Genomic DNA, 16,775 nt, shown 5'->3' on the forward strand with positions numbered 1-16,775 from the left:
CCATAGGCAAAGGCCGTACCCGAGTCAACGCGAACGCTTGTCGTTGCGGCGTACCACGAACCGGCGTTTGATTCGCTCGCGTAGTGACGGCTCGGGTTCCCGCAGCCCCAGTTCGATATCGCGCGCGCGGCGGCGATGAAAGCTGCGCCGCCGCAACCCGTGATCGGCCATTTCGCTCAGCCTGGGCCAGCGTCGCTTGAGCCGCGCAAAACGATGCCGCGCCCAGCGCGAGTTGCGCAACACCAGGGTCAACCCGCCGATGAAAACGAAAATCCCGCCGGGCCCCGGCAGCGGGCCGATGATCGGGGTCGACAGAATCAGCAGCGTGCCGGCCACGAGCAGCGCGATGCGGATCGCAGGATGAGGGGTGCGCCGGGGGGCGTCGGGCTGGTCGGACATCTCGGCGCCCATCTGGGGTTGCGTTGAAAGGTCTGCAACCGTTTCGAATCGAAATGGAGCAGCGGTGTTCCGCTCCGGTTGGCGCGCGCGGAAAAGAGGGTATGGATAAGACATTGGGGGGCAGGGCATGGTCGCGATCGTATCGACAGTGGCGTATCTCGGGCTCGAGGCACGCGCGGTCGAGGTGCAGGTGCAACTCATCGCCGGATTGCCCGCGTTTCACGTCGTCGGCCTCGCCGACAAGGCTGTCGCCGAAAGCCGCGAGCGGGTGCGTGGTGCGGTGGCGGCGCTGGGGCTCGCGCTGCCGCCCAAGCGGATCGTCGTCAATCTGTCGCCCGCCGATCTGCCCAAGGAGGGTTCGCATTTCGACCTGCCGATCGCGCTCGGCTTGCTCGGCGCGATGGGGGTCGTCGATGCCGAGACGCTGGCCGATTATGTCGTCGTCGGCGAACTCGGGCTCGATGGCAGGATTGCCTCATCGCCGGGCGTTCTGCTTGCCGCGCTGCACGCCTCGGCCGAAGGCAAGGGGCTGGTCTGCCCCGCAAACCAGGGCGCCGAGGCGGCGTGGGCGGGGACGATCGAGGTGATCGCCGCACCCGACCTGCTGGCGCTGCTCAACCATTTCAAGGGTCATGGCCTGCTTTCTCCGCCGCAACCCGGCGAGGCCGAGGCGCCCGGTACGGGCCCCGATCTCAAGCAGGTGAAGGGGCAGGAAACCGCCAAGCGCGCGCTCGAGATCGCGGCGGCGGGCGGTCATAATCTGTTGATGATCGGGCCGCCGGGGGCGGGCAAATCGTTGATGGCGAGCTGCCTGCCCGGCATTCTGCCGCCGCTCGACGCCGCCGAGGCGCTCGAAGTGTCGATGGTGCAATCGGTGGCGGGGACGCTGGCGGGCGGGCGGTTGACCCGGACGCGCCCCTTTCGCAGCCCGCACCATTCGGCGTCGATGGCGGCGCTGGTCGGCGGCGGGCTGAAGGTCAAGCCGGGTGAGGTCAGCCTGGCGCATCTGGGGGTGCTGTTCCTCGACGAATTGCCCGAATTCCAGCGTGCCGCGCTCGATTCGCTCCGCCAGCCGCTGGAAACGGGCGTGGTCAGCGTTGCGCGCGCCAATGCGCATGTCACCTTTCCGGCACGGGTCCAGTTGGTCGCGGCGATGAACCCGTGCCGTTGCGGGCATCTGGGCGACGCCTCGCTCGCGTGTTCGCGCGCGCCGCGGTGCGCGGCGGATTATCAGGCCAAGGTGTCGGGGCCGCTGCTCGATCGGATCGATCTGCACGTCGAGGTGCAGGCGGTGACCGCGGCCGATCTCGTGCTGCCGCCGCCCGCCGAAGGATCGGCCGAGGTCGCAGCGCGCGTTGCTGCGGCGCGCGCGATACAGGCACGGCGCTATGAGGGCACCGAGACACGCACCAACGCCGGGATCGACGGCGATCTGCTGGCGGCGGTCGCAACCCCCGACGATCCGGCGCGCGCATTACTGGGGCAGGCGGCGGCGGCGATGCGGCTCTCGGCGCGTGGGTATACACGGGTGCTGCGTGTCGCGCGCACGATCGCCGATCTGGCGGGCAGCGAGGGGGTAGGGCGGCTCCATATCGCCGAGGCGCTCAGTTATCGTCGTCAGGCGCCGCGCAATTGACGCCGCTTGCGGCGCGGGCGCGCATCGTCTAGCGAGCGGCGCGCTGCCCCTGTGGCGAAATTGGTAGACGCGCTCGACTCAAAATCGAGTGCCGCAAGGCATGCTGGTTCGACTCCGGCCAGGGGCACCATTCCCGGAACGACCTTACCGCGCGCGTCGCGGCCTGCCGCGCTGCGGTCGCGTCGCCTGATGCTTGTGTGCGCGGCGGTAGCCCGGCAGCGGGCGCCCCGCCCGCGTCTTCACGGGCGCGGCGTGATGGTCGGCACCGCCTGTTCGGCGTGGTGCGTGCGCCGGGCGTAGAGCGCGATCACGACGAAGCACAGGCCGGGCAGCAGCATGGTGTGCTGGATGGCGCCGCCGACGGCCTGTGAGACGAGCCCCATCAGTGGCGGAAACAGCGCCCCGCCGATGATCGCCATGATGATCAGCGGCGCACCCAGCATCGCGCGATTGCCCAGATCCTTCACCCCCAGCGAGAAGATCGTGGGGAACATGATCGACATGAAGAAGCTCGTCAGCGTCAGCGCGGCCACCGCGACGATGCCGGGGGCGAACGCGGCGATCGCGATCAGCACGCTATCGATCGTCGCGAAAACGAGCAGCAGGCGGGTGGCCGATATCCGCTGCATCAGCGCGGTGCCGATGAAGCGCCCCGCCATGAACAGGACCAGGCTGAGCGAGAGCAGGAAGGCGGCGGTGCGCTCGGGCGTGGCCGGGCTCAACTCCTTCACGAAATCGATGAAGAAGCTCCACACGCCGACCTGCGCGCCGACATAGAAGAATTGCGCGATCACCGCGCCGGCGAGCGCGGGTTCGCGCAGCACCGATCGCAGCCCCGACAGCGTGCCCGTCGGCGCGCGCTCGTGGGTGATCCGCGGCAACCGGACGAGCGCGATCGCGAGCCCGAGGCAGATCACGATTGCGGCGAGCGTCAGATACGGCATCTGCACCATCTGTGCCTCGGAGACGCGATAGGCGGTGAGTTCGGCGGGGGACATTGCGGCGAGATCGGCGGCGCTGTGCTCGACGCCCGAGAAGATAAAGATCCCGCCGATGATCGGCGCGACGAACCCACCGAAGCCGTTGAACGATTGCGCGAGGTTGAGCCGCTGCGCGGCGCGCGCGGGATCGCCGAACGCGACGATATAGGGGTTGGCCGCGGTTTCGAGGAACGCCGCACCTGAGGCGATCACGAACAACGCGGCGAGAAACACGCCGTAGACCCGGATTTCGGCGGCCGGATAGAACAACACCGCTCCCAGCGCGTAGAGCCCCAGCCCGCACAAAATGCCTGCGCGATAGCCGAAGCGGCGCATTAGCATCCCCGCGGGCAGCGCCATCAGGAAATAACCGAGATAGAAGACGAATTGGATCAATCCGGCCTCTGCACGGTTGAGATCGAGTGCCTTCTGAAAATGGCGGATCAGGATATCGTTGAAATTGTTGGCGATCGCCCAGAGGAAGAACAGGCTGGTGACGAGCACGAAGCCCAGCTTGAAACCCGGCGTGATGAACCGGCCGGCAGGTGGCTGCTCGGCAGCGGCGGCACCGATCGGCACAGCGGTCGTCCCCATATGTCCTCTCCACGCCATCGCGTTTTGTATATGACACGCCATTGCATATGCGGCGACGGGCTGCAACGCCTTGGCTGATGTCTCATCACGGTGGTTTATTTGTTAGCGCTACCGCGATATGGCGATCGTAACGACGCGACGAACGAATGGAAGAGGGTGTTGAAATGAATGGAGCAGCCATGAGCGGCAACGGCGAGAAACTCACGATCCGCAGCGCGCGGGTGGTTGTCACGTGCCCGGGGCGCAATTTCGTGACGCTGGTGATCGAGACCAATCAGGGCATCACCGGGATCGGCGACGCGACGCTCAACGGTCGCGAACTGGCGGTTGCGAGCTACCTTAACGATCACGTCATCCCCAATCTGATCGGGCGCGACGCGCACCGGATCGAGGATATGTGGCAGTTCCTCTATCGCGGTGCCTATTGGCGGCGCGGACCGGTGACGATGACCGCGATCGCCGCGGTCGATACCGCCTTGTGGGATATCAAGGCCAAGGCGGCGGGGATGCCGCTGTACCAATTGCTGGGCGGACGCTCGCGTGAGGGCGTGCTGGTTTACGGCCATGCCAACGGCGCCGATATCGAGGCGACGGTCGATCAGGTCGGGGTCTATCGCGAGATGGGCTATCGCGCGATCCGCGCGCAGAGCGGCATCCCCGGGGTGAAGGGCGCGTATGGCGTTGGCAAGGGCGATCTCTATTACGAGCCCGCCGACGGCACGCTGCCGACCGAGACCTTATGGTCGACCACCGCCTATCTCAACCACGCGCCCCAATTGTTCGGGCGGCTGCGGGATGTCTATGGCGACGCGATCGAATTGCTCCACGACGTTCACCATCGGCTGACGCCGATCGAGGCGGGGCGGCTGGGCAAGGCGCTCGAGCCGTACCATCTGTTCTGGATGGAGGATTCGACCCCGGCCGAGAATCAGGAAGCGTTCAGGCTGATCCGCCAGCATACGGTGACGCCGCTGGCGGTGGGCGAGATTTTCAACTCGATCTGGGATTGCCGCGAGTTGATCCAGAACCAGTTGATCGATTATATCCGCACCACTGTCGTTCATGCCGGTGGCATCACGCATTTGCGTCGGATCGCCGACCTCGCGAGCCTCTATCAGGTCCGCACCGGTTGCCACGGCGCGACCGATCTGTCGCCGGTGTGCATGGGCGCGGCGCTCCATTTCGATACCTGGGTGCCCAATTTCGGCATCCAGGAATATATGCGCCACACGCCTGAGACCGACGCGGTATTCCCGCACGATTACCGGTTCGACGACGGCTATCTGATCGCGGGCGAAACGCCGGGCCACGGCGTCACCATCGACGAGACGCTGGCGGCGAAATACCCCTACAACCCCAAGCAATTGCCCGTCGCACGGCTTGCGGATGGCACGCTGTGGAACTGGTGAGATAGATCCGCCGCCCCGGATGTGTTCCGGGTTCCGACGCACCGTGCTCGTGAAGGAGTGGATCCCGGGACAGGTCCGGCATGATGTAACAGGGAAGGGGTATGTCGCTTAACGCGTGATCCGCGCCAGCGCTGCGCGGGCACCTTCCTGTTCGAGAATGTGCAGCCACTCGGTCAGCGCATCCGCGAACGCTTGGTCTGCCGCCAGCTCGGCCGGAAAGATCGCGTCGAGCGCGAGCAAGCTGGCGACTCGCTGGGCGGGGCAGGTCGTGCCCTCGAGTGCCGCGGCGGTCCGCGCGGCGAGCGGATCGTTGACCGTATGCGCCACCCCGGCATCGTCGACGCTCGCCTGCCAGCGCATCCACGCGGCGACTGCAAGGGTGAGCGCGGGTGACGGGCGGCCGCGCCGGGCGGCGAGCGTTGCCAGCAGCCGCTGCGGCAGTTTCTGCGAGCCGTCCATCGCGATCTGGCGGGTGCGGTGCATCAGCGCGGGGTTGGCGAAGCGCGCCATCAGATCGCGGCGATAGGCTGCGACATCGAGTTCGGGTGGCGGGGACAGCGTTGCCGCGGCCTCGTCCCACAGCGTCTCGACGAAGTGGCGGCCCGGTTCGGTCGCAACCACCTCATGGACATAATCGATCCCGGCGAGCCCGCCAAGATAGGCGATCCCCGAATGCGCGCCGTTGAGCAGCCGCAGCTTGGCCTCCTCCCACGGCGCGACATCCTGCGTCAGCTGGACGCCAAGCGCGGCAAAATCGGGGCGCGGGCCGGCGAAGCGATCCTCGATCACCCATTGGGTGAACGGCTCGGTCTTGACCATTGCGCGGTCCTCGACGCCGAGCGTTTGACCCAGCGCTGCCACGTCCTCGGGCGTCGTTGCGGGCACGATGCGATCGACCATCGTCTGCGGGAAGGCGCCTTCCGCCGCGATCCAGTCGGCAAGGCTTGCATCGTGCACGCGCGCCATCGTCAGCACCGCCTGTTCGAGCCGTCCGCCGTTATGCGGCAGATTGTCGCAACTGATCGCGGTGAACGGCGCCAACCCCGCCGCGCGGCGCCGCGCCAGTCCGGCGACCAGCAGCCCCGGCGCGGTGCGCGGGGCATCGAGACTCGCCAGATCGGCGGCCACGTCGGCGTCGCCATCGAGCAACCGCCCGGTGGCGGGATCGAGCTTGTAGCCCTTTTCGGTGATCGTCAGCGTCACGAGGTGGACGTCCGCGCTGGCGAGCGCGGCGACCACCGCCTCGGGGTCGTCGGGCGCGACCAGCACAGTGCCGACCGCGCCCATGATCCGCACCGTCTCGGTCGGGCAATCACGCACGACCAGCGCATAGAGCCCGTCCTGCGGTGCCATCTGATCGCGCACGCTGGCTGAGCGCAGCGACACGCCGGTAATCCCCCAGCGCAGGTCGCCCGCCGCCAACGCGGCATCGAACACCGCCGCCTGATGCGCGCGGTGGAAGGCGCCGATGCCGAGGTGCACCACGCCCGTCGCGACGCTCGCGCGGTCGTATGGTGGCCGCATTACCCCGGCGGGAAGCGCGGGCAGGGTGGCCGTGTTCAGACGCTGGCTCACAGGCGATAGGCTTTCTTGACGAGATCGTAGGTCAGCGCGTGCGCGACCTCGTGCGCCTCGTCCTCGGGCAGGCGGTGCTCGGCGACCAGCCGGGCGAGGAACGCGCAATCCATCCGCCGCGCGACATCATGGCGCGCGGGGATCGACAGGAACGCGCGCGTATCGTCGTTGAAACCGACGGTGTTGTAGAAGCCCGCGGTCTCGGTGACGCGCTCGCGGAAGCGGCGCATCCCCTCGGGGCTGTCGTTGAACCACCAGGGCGGGCCGATCCGGAGCGCGGGATAATGCCCCGCGAGCGGCGCCAGTTCGCGCGTATAGCTGTCTTCGTCGAGCGTGAAGAGGATGATCGTGAGCCCCGCTTCCGATCCGTAGCGCCCGAGCAAGGGCGCGAGCGCGTGGACATAATCGGTCGCGACCGGGATATCGGCGCCCTTGTCGCGGCCGAACCGGCGCATGACCTGCGGGTTGTGGTTGCGATAGACGCCGGGGTGGATCTGGAGCGTCATCCCGTCGTCGAGGCTCATCCGCGCCATCTCGGTGAGCATCTGGGCGCGGAACAGCTCGGCATCGGCGGCGGTGGCGTGGCCCGAACGGACCCGCTCGTAAAGCCGCTCGGCATCGGCGCGGTCGAGATCGGCGGTGGCGGCGCTGGGGTGGCCGTGATCGGTCGCGGTCGCGCCGCCGACCTCGCGGAAATAGGCGCGGCGGTTCTGGTGCGCCTTGAGATAGCCCGCCCAGGTCGAGACATCCTCGCGGGCGAGTTCACCCAGCCGCTCGACATTGGCGGCGAACCCCTCGAACTCGGGGTCGAGCACCGGATCGGGGCGGTAGGTGGTGATGACGCGGCCACCCCAGCCGCTGGCGCGGATCGCGCGGTGATGGTCGAGCGGATCGAGCGGGCCTTCGGTGGTCGCCAGCGCCTCGATATTGAACCGCTCGAACAAGGCGCGCGGGCGGAAATCGTCGGTCGCGAGCGCGGCGTTGATCGCGTCGAACGCGGCGTCGGCATTGGCGGGCGCCAACACCTCTTCCAGGCCGAAGATGTTGGCGAACACCCAGTCGAGCCACATCCGCGACGGCGTGCCGCGGAACAGGTGATAATGATCGGCGAAGCGCCGCCAGATCGTGCGCGGGTCGGCCTCGGTTCGGCCGCCATCGGCGCGCGGTACCCCCAGTTCCTCCAACGCGACGCCCTGGCTGTAGAGCATCCGGAACACATAATGATCGGGCACGATCAACAGGCTCGCTGCATCCTCGAACGGCGCGTCGGTTGCGAACCAGGCAGGATCGGTATGCCCATGCGGCGAGATGATCGGCAGATGCTCGACCTCCGCAAAGAGCCGTCGCGCGATCGCCCGCGTGGTCGTGTCGGCGGGAAACAGACGGTCAGGGTGAAGCGAAAGACGGGTCATGCGGTCGGCGAAGCCTCGGTTGGAATGAAGGCAAAGTGGCGCGGGGCGCGCCGCGGCGTTCTACGATGATCGGTGCGGGTTTGGAAGCGCGACCCCCGGTGAAGAGGGGGCATGCACTCAAAACAAGTGGCTTATCCGGCGCCGTCGCCGGGATGATCGGTGAGACGGAAAATCCGCGTCATCGCGGTCCATTTTTCACCCTTGCCCGCTGCGGGCACAGGCTGCTGGAAACGCGCCATCTGCTCCTCCCAGGCGACCACCGCGGGGTCGGCGAGGTCCATCGCCGCTTTGCGGGCGAACGAGAAATCGTCGGCGGCGTCGATCACCATCACCATGCGATTGCCCGCGCGAAACAGCTCCATATTCTCGATCCCCGCCGCCCGGATCGATCGCACGATCGCTGGCGGGGTCTGGCCCGCACGGTGCCAGCGTTCGTATTCGGCGATCAGATCGGCATCGTCGACCAGATCGAGCGCCAGGCAATATCGTTGTGTCATGCGGTGGCCCAACCCCGTCGATGATGTTGATCGTGCCGAATGGTATAGGACGAAAAAGCGCTCGCCAGATAGAGCGCGCGTGCGATGGTTTCCGCGCGGCGGCCATTGCCGCGCTCCTTCCTTCGAGCGCGCGCCCTCTTGCTATCCAGCGACCGGGGCGTCGGGGTGAAGCAGCCCTGCACGTTTGAGATCGGCCCACAAGGCGGCGGGAATCGGGGTCGTCATCGCTGCCACCCCCGCTGCGACTTCGTCGGGCGAGACCGCGCCGGGGATCACCGACACCACCTGCGGATGCGCCAGTGGAAACCGCAGCGCGGCGACCGCCATCGGTACGTGGTGCGTCGCGCAGAGTGCCTCGATGCCGGCGACGCGGCTGAGAATCGCGGCGGGCGGGGGCGCATAATCGTAATGGACCGGGGCATTGTTCGCCACGCCCTGCGCAAGAATGCCCGAATTGTAGGGGCCGCCGATCACGACCCCGACCGATTGGCCCGCACATAGCGGCAACAGCTTGTCGAGCGCGGCCTGATCGAGCAGCGTATAGCGCCCGGCAAGCAGCACGAGATCGAGATCGATGGTCGCGAGGAGTTGTTCGCAAATCGCGACTTCGTTGACGCCGACCCCGATTGCCCGCACCGCGCCGGCATCGCGCAGCGCGCGCATCGCCTTGTAGCCGCCCTCGATGAAGGTGCGGAAATGGTGGGGGTGCGCATCGCCATGGGTCGCGCGGCCGAGATCGTGCGCGTAGAGGATGTCGATCCGATCGCGGCCTAGCCGGGTGCGGCTCGCCTCATAGCCGCGCATCACAGCGTCATAGCTGTAATCGAACACGCTTTCGACCGGCTCGGGCGACACGAAGCCCTGGCGCGGTTGCGAAAGATCGGCGTCGGGCACCGGATCGAGCCGCCGACCGACCTTGGTCGATACGATCGCGTGTTCGCCGGGATCGAGTTGGGCAAGCGCTGCGCCGAGCCGCTTCTCGCTCAGCCCGAAGCCGTAATGCGGCGCGGTGTCGAAATAGCGGATGCCCGAATCCCAGGCGGCACGGACTGTCGCGCGTGCGGCAGCGTCAGCGAGCGGTCGGTAGAGGTTGCCGAGCGGCGCGGCACCGAAACCGAGCGCGCCCAGCGTGGCCCGATCGAATGTCGTCATCGCGTTCGTTGCCACGGCCCCCTCGGTTGCACGCTCGCTTCTCCCACCGCCAAGGTGCATCGTGCGATGCGCGCGGCAAGGCGGCGGATCAACCCCCCTGTATCGCGCCGATCGCGGCGACACCTGACGGCGAGCCGCCCGGCGCCGCCGCCCCCCTTATGGTGTGCGCAGGCGTAGCGAGATGCCGATCCGGCGATCTTCCTGCAAATAATCGCGCGGATGGCTGGGGATCGCCTGATAGCTCTGCTTCATCTCGCGAGTCAGGTTGACGCCGTCGAGGCTGACCGAGAAGAAGGGTGTGAAATCATACGAAATGCTGGCGTCGAGCTGGCCATAGGGGCGCCGAAAGATCGGCACCGCGCCGGTGCCGTTGCCGTTGACCGTATCGAGATAGTCGTTGCGCCAGTTCCATGCCGCGCGCGCGGTAAAGCCGTATTTCTCGTAGAAGCCGACGACATTGTAGCTCCACCGTGACAGGCCTTGAAGCGGGGTCTGGAGCGGACGACCATTGGCATCGAACGAAACGAGGCTTGGCGCTTTCGAATCGACATAGGTCAGGTTGGCCTGCACGCCGAACCCGTCGAACGGCTCGGGCAGGAAGCCGAAAAAGGTGTTGCCGCCAAGCTCGAAGCCCTTGATCGTGCCGGCATCGCCGTTGACCTGCGCGGTGACTTGAAAAGTCTGTTCGCCCTTGCCCGGCACCTCGAAGCTCTGGTCGTAGACTGCGGTGCCCTGAAAATTCTTGACCCTTTTGTAGAATAAGGTGCCGTAAAGCATCGTCGTCGAATTCGGATACCATTCGAGCGCGATATCCGCCTGGCTGACTGTCAACGGCTTGAGGCTCGGATTGCCGCCATCGCCGGTATTGTTGACGAATTCTGGCGCGCATCCCGGGTCGGCCGGATCGCCACCGGGGGGGCAGGCGGTCGGGGTTCGGTAGTTCTCGGTCAGGTTGAAGATCGCCCGCATGTCGTAGAAGGGCGGGCGCGAGAGCCCGCGTGATGCCGCGAAGCGCGCTTGCAGCCTGTCGGTAAGGTGATAGCGCAGGTTAAGGCTGGGCAGGACCTCGGTATAATCCTGACTGCCGCTGAACGGCGAGGTGACGTTGATGTCGGTCGTCGGCGCGGCCGGCGTGCGATAGGTAAGGACATACTGGCCGATTGCGTCGTTCGATGTCTTGACAACACGCACGCCGATATTGCCGTCGAGTGGCAGGCCGCCGGATCGCGCGAAATCGAAGCGCATCATGGCGTAGGCGGCGTAGGTCTTTTCGTGCTGGGTGTTGATGTCGTTGCCGGTGTAATCGATCAACGTGCGCGGGTAGGGGCCGCAGCACGACGGGCCTGCGGCCTTGGACAGATTGAGGAACGTTTCACCACCATTGCGCAATGTCGGCCAATTGAAGAAGGGCACGGCGCCGACGATGCCGGTGCCGTCGCCGTAGAAAAAGCTCGAATCGAACGGGTTGGAGATCGCGTATTTGGTGAGCCGCAGGCCATCGGGTGCGATCGGACTGCCGCCCCAGGGCGCCGACAGGAATTGCCAGTTGTACGGCGTTGAGCGGTTGATCGCCGAGCGATCGGTGTAGCGCACGCCCGCGGTGAAATCCTGAAGCACGCTCGATTCGTCGAAATCCCATTCGAGATCGAGCCGGCCCGCATATTCGTGCGCGTTGCTATCCTCGAGGTGATCCATCAGCGCGATGATGTAATAATTCGCCGGGTCGTCGACGCCCGCCGGACCGAACTGGATCTGGGGCAGCTTGCCCGAAAGGTCGATCGAGAGCGCCCCACCATCGCGTTGCGGGAACGCCGTGAAGCTACGATTTTCGGCGGTTGCGTCGATATATTGGAAATCGCCGTTGATCTTGAGGCGATCGGTCGCGCGCCATTTGAACCCGGCCGAATAATCGGTGGTGATCGATCGGTTGCTGGTGAATTGGGCATTGTTGGCGGTTGCGCCAAAGCCCGTAAAGCTGCCGCTGATGAATTTGCCATCCGCGTCGAACTTGAACGGCCCGGCCGGCTGCATCTGATTGGTGGCGCAATTGACGTCGGTGCCGCAGGTCACGAACGAGGTGTAGTTGGGCGTCTCGATCCGATAATCGGAGCGGAAGACCTGACCATAGATTTCGAGATCGTCGGCGGGCGCCCATTGCACCGCGCCATAGAAGCCGCGCCGCTTGCGTTCGCCGAAGGTGATACCGATCCCCGCGCCATCGGGCACCGAGCGGACGGTGCCCACCGAACCGGGAATGTCGCTGCGATCGAAATAAGGCTCGATCGTGATGTCGTCCGACCGGAAGGCGCCCTCGAAGGTCGAGACGTCCACGAGGATGCCGATATCGCCGATGCCGGTCTTCCAGCGCTTGCTCGCGAGTAATGAGGCGTTGAAGCGGCTGTCGTCGATCAGGTCGTAATAATTGAGCCCGACCGTGCCCGACACGAGCAATCTGTCATCGGCCTGGTCGAACGGCATCCGCGTGCGCAGATTGACGAGGCCGCCGACACCGCCCTCGATCATGATCGCCGATGGATTCTTGTAGACATCGATGCCGGCGAGCAATTCGGACGGCACGTCCTCGAAGCTCAGCGAGCGGCCGCCGCTTGCGCCGAAACTGTCGCGACCGTTGACCTCGGTGCGGACTTGGGTGAGCCCGCGGATCGCGATGCTCGATCCCTCGCCGCGGTTGCGGGTGATCTGGATCCCCGAGATGCGCTGGAGTGCCTCGGCGACGTTCTTGTCGGGGAGTTTGCCGATATCGATCGCGGTGATCGAATCGACGAACTGGCCGCTGTTCTGCTTGATCGCCTGTGCCGAGGCGAGCGAGGCCCGCAGCCCGGTGACGACGATCGCGTCGTCGGCATCGTCTTGCGCCACCGTCGTGTCCTGCGGCGGGGGTGCCTGTTGGTCCGTCGGCGCGGTGGTCTGCGCCAAAGCCGGGGCCGCGAGGCCGAACGCAAGCGCCGAAGCGCCGATCAGCCAGCTCGCGCGCCGGGCCGAGATCGCCTTGTCCATTCGCGTGTCGATCATCGCCATCTGCTTCCCCTCCCCGCGACTCGCGATTGCGCAAGCCGCTTCGCCTGAGGGCACCGTCTGTCGGCCCCTCGCGTCGCGCTCGACCGAACGGCCTCTATCGGGCGCGCATCGACGGCGTGAAGATAGCGGTATCACTTCAGCCCTCCATCGTCTACAAAAAAACAGAGCATATATGAAAATTGGCATTGCGAAACGTGCGCGCTACACGCGGAGGCGGGGAGAATGAGGATGAGTGGTCGGGCAATACGCAGCATCGTGATCGTGGGCGGCGGCACGGCGGGCTGGATGGCGGCAGCGACCATCGGCCGCGCGCTCGCCGATCAGGACGTGAGCGTTACCGTGATCGAATCGGCGGCAATCGGCACCGTCGGCGTGGGCGAAGCCACGATCCCGCCGCTGCTTCACCTCAACCAACTGTTGGGAATCGACGAGAACGAGTTCATCCGCCGCACCAACGCAACCTTCAAGCTCGGGCTCGATCTGGTCGGCTGGGGGAAGCCGGGCGAACGTTATTTCCACCCCTTCGGGCGCTATGGCGCGGATATCGGGGCGCTGCCCTTCCACCAATATTGGTTGCGCGCGCGCGCCGCCGATCCCGCGGCCGCCGGGGCGCTCACCGATTACAGCCTGCCGAGCAAGGCGGCGCTCGCGGGTAAGTTCTGCCGCCCGTCGCCCGATCCGAAAAACACGCTGTCGAACATCGCTTATGCCTATCAGTTCGATGCGGCGCGTTATGCCGTCATGCTGCGCGAAATTGCCGAGGCTGCGGGCACCGTGCGGCACGAGGGGCGCATCGTCGAGGTGCTGATGCGCGAAAATGGGTTCGTGCGCGGTGTGCGGCTCGAACGTGGCGAAGTGATCGAGGCCGATTTCTTCATCGATTGCTCGGGCTTTTGTGGGCTGCTGATCGAGGGCGCGCTCAAGACTGGCTATGAATCATGGACGCACTGGCTGCCGTGCGATCGCGCGATTGCGCTCCCCTGCGAGACGGCGGGCGAGCCGACGCCGTACACGCGCTGCTCGGCGCACCGCGCAGGCTGGCAATGGCGCATCCCGCTCCAGCATCGGATCGGCAACGGGCATGTCTATTCGAGCGCACATATGGACGATGACGAGGCCGAGGCGATCCTGCGCGCTAATCTTGACGGTGCACCGCTGGGCGAACCCAATCGATTGCGCTTCACCACCGGACGCCGGCGGCAGTTCTGGAACCGCAACGTGCTCGCACTGGGGCTCGCCTCGGGGTTTATCGAGCCGCTCGAATCGACCAGTATCCATCTCGTCCAGTCGGGGTTGGCAAAATTGCTGACGCTGTTTCCCGATCGTGATTTCCACCAGCCCGACATCGATTTCTACAATCGGCAGGCGACGATCGAGCATGAGCGCCTGCGCGATTTCATCATCATGCATTATCACGTCAATCAGCGCGTCGGTCAGCCGTTCTGGGATGCATGCCGGGCGATGCCGATCCCCGATACGCTTGCCGAGAAGTTGGCGATGTGGCGGCGGCATGGACGGGTATTCCGAGTCGATGACGAGTTGTTCGGCGAGCCGAGCTGGGTCGCGGTGCTCGAAGGGCAGGGGTTGTCACCCGAGCGCTACGATCCGCTCGCCGATGCGCTACCGCAAGCGACGCTCGCGCGGCTGCCGGCAATTCGCGCCGCGATCGAACGCGGGGTCGCGGCGATGCCCGAGCATGGGGCCTATATCGCCGGGCAGGATACCCAGGGCAACGCGCCGGTGATGCGTGCCGTCCCTCCCAACGCCCTCGCCGGGCTGGTCACCACCCGCGCCGGCAGCATCGGCCCGGCGACCGTCCAGCGTTAGCGCCCCCTACCGGGCGGTCGCTTCCGCGGACGAGCGCGGCCAGGCATAGCGGGCGAGCGTTTCGGGCTTCATCTCGATCGAATAGCCCGGCGCCGTCGGCACCTGATAGGCGGCGTTTTCGACCACGCAGGGTGCGACGAAATGTTCGTGGAGGTGGTCGATATATTCGGCGACGCGGCCTTCCTTCGTGCCCGCGAAGCACAGATAGTCGATCATCGCGAGGTGCTGGACATATTCGCACAAGCCCACGCCGCCGGCGTGCGGGCAGACGGGCAGATCATATTTCGCGGCCATCAGCAGCACCGCGAGCACCTCGTTGACGCCGCCGAGCCGGCACGCGTCGAGTTGCACCACGTCGATCGCGCCTTCGGCCATGAATTGTTTGAAGACGATGCGGTTCTGGCACATTTCGCCGGTCGCGACCTTGATCGGCGCGACGCCCTCGCGGATGCGGCGGTGCCCCGCGACGTCGTCGGGGCTGGTCGGCTCCTCGATGAACCATGGCCGTGCGAAGGCGAGTGCGTTGACATGCGCGATCGCCTGATCGACTTCCCAGATCTGGTTGGCGTCGATCAGCAGCTTGCGATCCGGCCCGATCACGTCGCGCGCGAGGCGGACACGGCGGATGTCGTCGTCGAGCGACAGCCCGACCTTGAGCTTGATGTGATCGAACCCCGCTTCGACCGCCTCACGGCACAGCCGCGCGAGCTTGACGTCCGAATAGCCGAGCCAGCCAGCCGACGTGGTGTAGCAGGGATAGCCGTTGGCCTCGAGATCGGCGACGCGGGCTGGCTTGCCGCGCGCGCGCTCGGTGAGCAGGGCGACCGCTTCGTCGGGGGTGATGCAATCGGTCATATAGCGGAAGTCGATCAGCCGCACGAGTTCTTGCGGCGACATCTCGCCGATCAAGCGCCACAGCGGCTTGCCCGCGCGCTTGGCGAGCAGATCCCACACCGCGTTGACGACCGCGCCGGCCGCAAGGTGGATCACCCCTTTTTCGGGGCCGATCCAGCGTAACTGGCTGTCACCGGTGACATGCCGCCAGAACCGTGCGCCGTCTTCCGCGATCCAATCGAGTTCGAGCCCCTCGACCAGCGGCGCCAGCGCGGTGATCGCCGCACAGCAGATGTCGTTGCCGCGCCCGATCGTGAAGGTGAGGCCGTGGCCCGTGAGCCCCGGCTGATCGGTTTCAAGGATGCAATACGCGGCCGAATAATCGGGATCGGGGTTCATCGCGTCCGAACCGTCGAGCTGCATCGAGGTCGGGAAGCGGATGTCGAGAACCCGCAGCCGGGTGATTTTCATCGCACGCACCCGGTCACGGCGGGCGAATGGCGGGTCGGGTTGGCCACGGTGCGCCCCCTTTTGTCAATGGAGTAGATTTTCATATGTGCAAAGCATTGCCAGTGCAAGCGTCGGAATGTCAAATCCGGTTGTCGCCTTCGGTCAATTGCGTCGAAATGCGGCTTGCCGCGATCCGGACTGCTGCTGCTGTCTGATCGGGTGTCGCCGAGGGGAGCACTTTTTTGATATAGGGCACCGTCAGCGCCGCCGCCGCCGCGCCGCCGCGCATCACCGGCGCGGAGATGTCGGTGATCCCGGTGACGAATTGGCTCGGGGTCAGTTCGACCTGGCGTTTGGCGATCGCGCGGCAATGGGCGCGGAATGCCTCCAGCGTGGCTTTGGACAGCGCAGGATCGAGCAGCTTTTCCCAGCGTTCCTGGATATCGGCGGGCTGGAAGGCGTAAAGCACCGCGCCCGATGCCGATTCGTGGAGCGCGCGGCGGTAGCCGACCCGGACCGAAAAGCCGAGCTGCTCGCTCGATTCCATCCGCGCGATCACCACCATCTGGCCACGTGTGTGGACCGCGAGATGGCACGATTGTTCGACCTCGATCGTCAATTGCCGCATGAACGGCAGCGCGATCTCGACGAGGTTCTGGATGCGCGGCTGCTGCATCCCGAGCGAGAACAGTTGGTCGGTGAGCCGATAGCCGTCGCTGGTGCGGTCCTGCTCGATATAGCCGCGATATTCGAGCACCTGGACCATGCGGAACAGTTCGCCATGCGAGCGTTCGAGCCGATTGACGATCGCCGTCAGCGTCATCGGCAACGGTTCGCTGGCGAGCAGTTCGAGGATGTCGAGCCCCTTGTCGAGCGCGGGCGCGCGATAGCGCTGGCCACCGGCGGCAGGGGCCTCGTCGTCCTTCTTCGCCACCTGCGTCTCCTCCCAAGCTCAACACGATGGTCGAGCT

At 65.9% G+C, this 16,775-nt stretch carries 12 protein-coding genes and 1 tRNA gene; 4 read left to right on the plus strand and 9 right to left on the minus strand.

The genetic code is table 11. The features are described 5' to 3' along the window. Positions 1-24 precede the first annotated feature (24 nt). On the minus strand, positions 25-399 hold the full coding sequence (locus NFE57_RS03170) for a PGPGW domain-containing protein (protein WP_252134112.1): 375 nt from the start codon (positions 397-399) through the stop codon (positions 25-27). Positions 400-526: 127 nt separating this feature from the next. On the opposite strand from NFE57_RS03170, the gene NFE57_RS03175 reads away from it, so the two are divergent. Together NFE57_RS03175 and NFE57_RS03180 are read left to right on the plus strand one after the other, a co-directional pair. Continuing rightward, on the plus strand, positions 527-2,035 hold the full coding sequence (locus NFE57_RS03175) for a YifB family Mg chelatase-like AAA ATPase (protein WP_252134113.1): 1,509 nt from the start codon (positions 527-529) through the stop codon (positions 2,033-2,035). 45 nt (positions 2,036-2,080) lie between these two features. Next, positions 2,081-2,165 (plus strand) — tRNA-Leu (locus tag NFE57_RS03180). A gap of 109 nt (positions 2,166-2,274) precedes the next feature. On the opposite strand, the gene fucP is transcribed toward NFE57_RS03180, so the two are convergent. Then, the gene (gene fucP, locus NFE57_RS03185; protein WP_252134114.1) at positions 2,275-3,609 is read right to left on the minus strand and encodes an L-fucose:H+ symporter permease; all 1,335 of its coding nucleotides are present in this window, start codon (positions 3,607-3,609) and stop codon (positions 2,275-2,277) included. A gap of 179 nt (positions 3,610-3,788) precedes the next feature. On the opposite strand from fucP, the gene manD reads away from it, so the two are divergent. Beyond that, entirely contained in the window at positions 3,789-5,018 is a 1,230-nt protein-coding gene (manD, locus tag NFE57_RS03190; RefSeq protein ID WP_252134115.1) for a D-mannonate dehydratase ManD, read from the plus strand. Between the two features lie 108 nt (positions 5,019-5,126). Here the strand turns inward: manD and NFE57_RS03195 are convergent, their stop codons facing one another. The 5 genes from NFE57_RS03195 to NFE57_RS03215 form a co-directional block, all read right to left on the minus strand. Further along, positions 5,127-6,542 carry a mannitol dehydrogenase family protein gene (locus NFE57_RS03195; RefSeq protein ID WP_252134283.1) on the minus strand — a complete coding sequence of 472 codons (1,416 nt, stop codon included), beginning with the start codon at positions 6,540-6,542 and terminating at the stop codon, positions 5,127-5,129. A gap of 47 nt (positions 6,543-6,589) precedes the next feature. Then, a complete protein-coding gene (gene uxaC / locus NFE57_RS03200) occupies positions 6,590-8,005 on the minus strand; it encodes a glucuronate isomerase (RefSeq protein ID WP_252134116.1) in 1,416 nt (471 codons plus the stop codon). Positions 8,006-8,136: 131 nt separating this feature from the next. Next, positions 8,137-8,502 (minus strand): L-rhamnose mutarotase, encoded by a 366-nt coding sequence (locus NFE57_RS03205; RefSeq protein ID WP_252134117.1) that lies wholly within the window; start codon positions 8,500-8,502, stop codon positions 8,137-8,139. 141 nt (positions 8,503-8,643) lie between these two features. Beyond that, positions 8,644-9,654, minus strand: coding sequence for an aldo/keto reductase (locus NFE57_RS03210; RefSeq protein ID WP_252134118.1), 1,011 nt, complete (start codon positions 9,652-9,654; stop codon positions 8,644-8,646). Between the two features lie 156 nt (positions 9,655-9,810). Continuing rightward, positions 9,811-12,687 carry a TonB-dependent receptor gene (locus NFE57_RS03215; RefSeq protein WP_252134119.1) on the minus strand — a complete coding sequence of 959 codons (2,877 nt, stop codon included), beginning with the start codon at positions 12,685-12,687 and terminating at the stop codon, positions 9,811-9,813. 234 nt (positions 12,688-12,921) lie between these two features. On the opposite strand from NFE57_RS03215, the gene NFE57_RS03220 reads away from it, so the two are divergent. After that, positions 12,922-14,520 carry a tryptophan halogenase family protein gene (locus NFE57_RS03220; RefSeq protein WP_252134120.1) on the plus strand — a complete coding sequence of 533 codons (1,599 nt, stop codon included), beginning with the start codon at positions 12,922-12,924 and terminating at the stop codon, positions 14,518-14,520. A 6-nt stretch (positions 14,521-14,526) separates the two neighbouring features. Here the strand turns inward: NFE57_RS03220 and NFE57_RS03225 are convergent, their stop codons facing one another. Next, the gene (locus NFE57_RS03225; RefSeq protein WP_252134121.1) at positions 14,527-15,825 is read right to left on the minus strand and encodes an L-fuconate dehydratase; all 1,299 of its coding nucleotides are present in this window, start codon (positions 15,823-15,825) and stop codon (positions 14,527-14,529) included. A gap of 118 nt (positions 15,826-15,943) precedes the next feature. Beyond that, positions 15,944-16,738 (minus strand): IclR family transcriptional regulator, encoded by a 795-nt coding sequence (locus tag NFE57_RS16730; RefSeq protein WP_252134122.1) that lies wholly within the window; start codon positions 16,736-16,738, stop codon positions 15,944-15,946. Between the last annotated feature and the right edge of the window lie 37 nt (positions 16,739-16,775).

The sequence above is a fragment of the Hephaestia sp. MAHUQ-44 genome, from assembly GCF_023806085.1.
GTDB lineage: Bacteria > Pseudomonadota > Alphaproteobacteria > Sphingomonadales > Sphingomonadaceae > Sphingomonas.

Bases quoted from the DNA above. Each gene is read 5' to 3' on its own strand.
- NFE57_RS03170 (WP_252134112.1), bottom strand. From the start codon at position 399: ATGTCCGACCAGCCCGACGCCCCCCGGCGCACCCCTCATCCTGCGATC.
- NFE57_RS03175 (WP_252134113.1), top strand. From the start codon at position 527: ATGGTCGCGATCGTATCGACAGTGGCGTATCTCGGGCTCGAGGCACGC.
- fucP (WP_252134114.1), bottom strand. From the start codon at position 3,609: ATGGGGACGACCGCTGTGCCGATCGGTGCCGCCGCTGCCGAGCAGCCA.
- manD (WP_252134115.1), top strand. From the start codon at position 3,789: ATGAGCGGCAACGGCGAGAAACTCACGATCCGCAGCGCGCGGGTGGTT.
- NFE57_RS03195 (WP_252134283.1), bottom strand. From the start codon at position 6,542: ATGCGGCCACCATACGACCGCGCGAGCGTCGCGACGGGCGTGGTGCAC.
- uxaC (WP_252134116.1), bottom strand. From the start codon at position 8,005: ATGACCCGTCTTTCGCTTCACCCTGACCGTCTGTTTCCCGCCGACACG.
- NFE57_RS03205 (WP_252134117.1), bottom strand. From the start codon at position 8,502: ATGACACAACGATATTGCCTGGCGCTCGATCTGGTCGACGATGCCGAT.
- NFE57_RS03210 (WP_252134118.1), bottom strand. From the start codon at position 9,654: ATGACGACATTCGATCGGGCCACGCTGGGCGCGCTCGGTTTCGGTGCC.
- NFE57_RS03215 (WP_252134119.1), bottom strand. From the start codon at position 12,687: ATGATCGACACGCGAATGGACAAGGCGATCTCGGCCCGGCGCGCGAGC.
- NFE57_RS03220 (WP_252134120.1), top strand. From the start codon at position 12,922: ATGAGTGGTCGGGCAATACGCAGCATCGTGATCGTGGGCGGCGGCACG.
- NFE57_RS03225 (WP_252134121.1), bottom strand. From the start codon at position 15,825: ATGAAAATCACCCGGCTGCGGGTTCTCGACATCCGCTTCCCGACCTCG.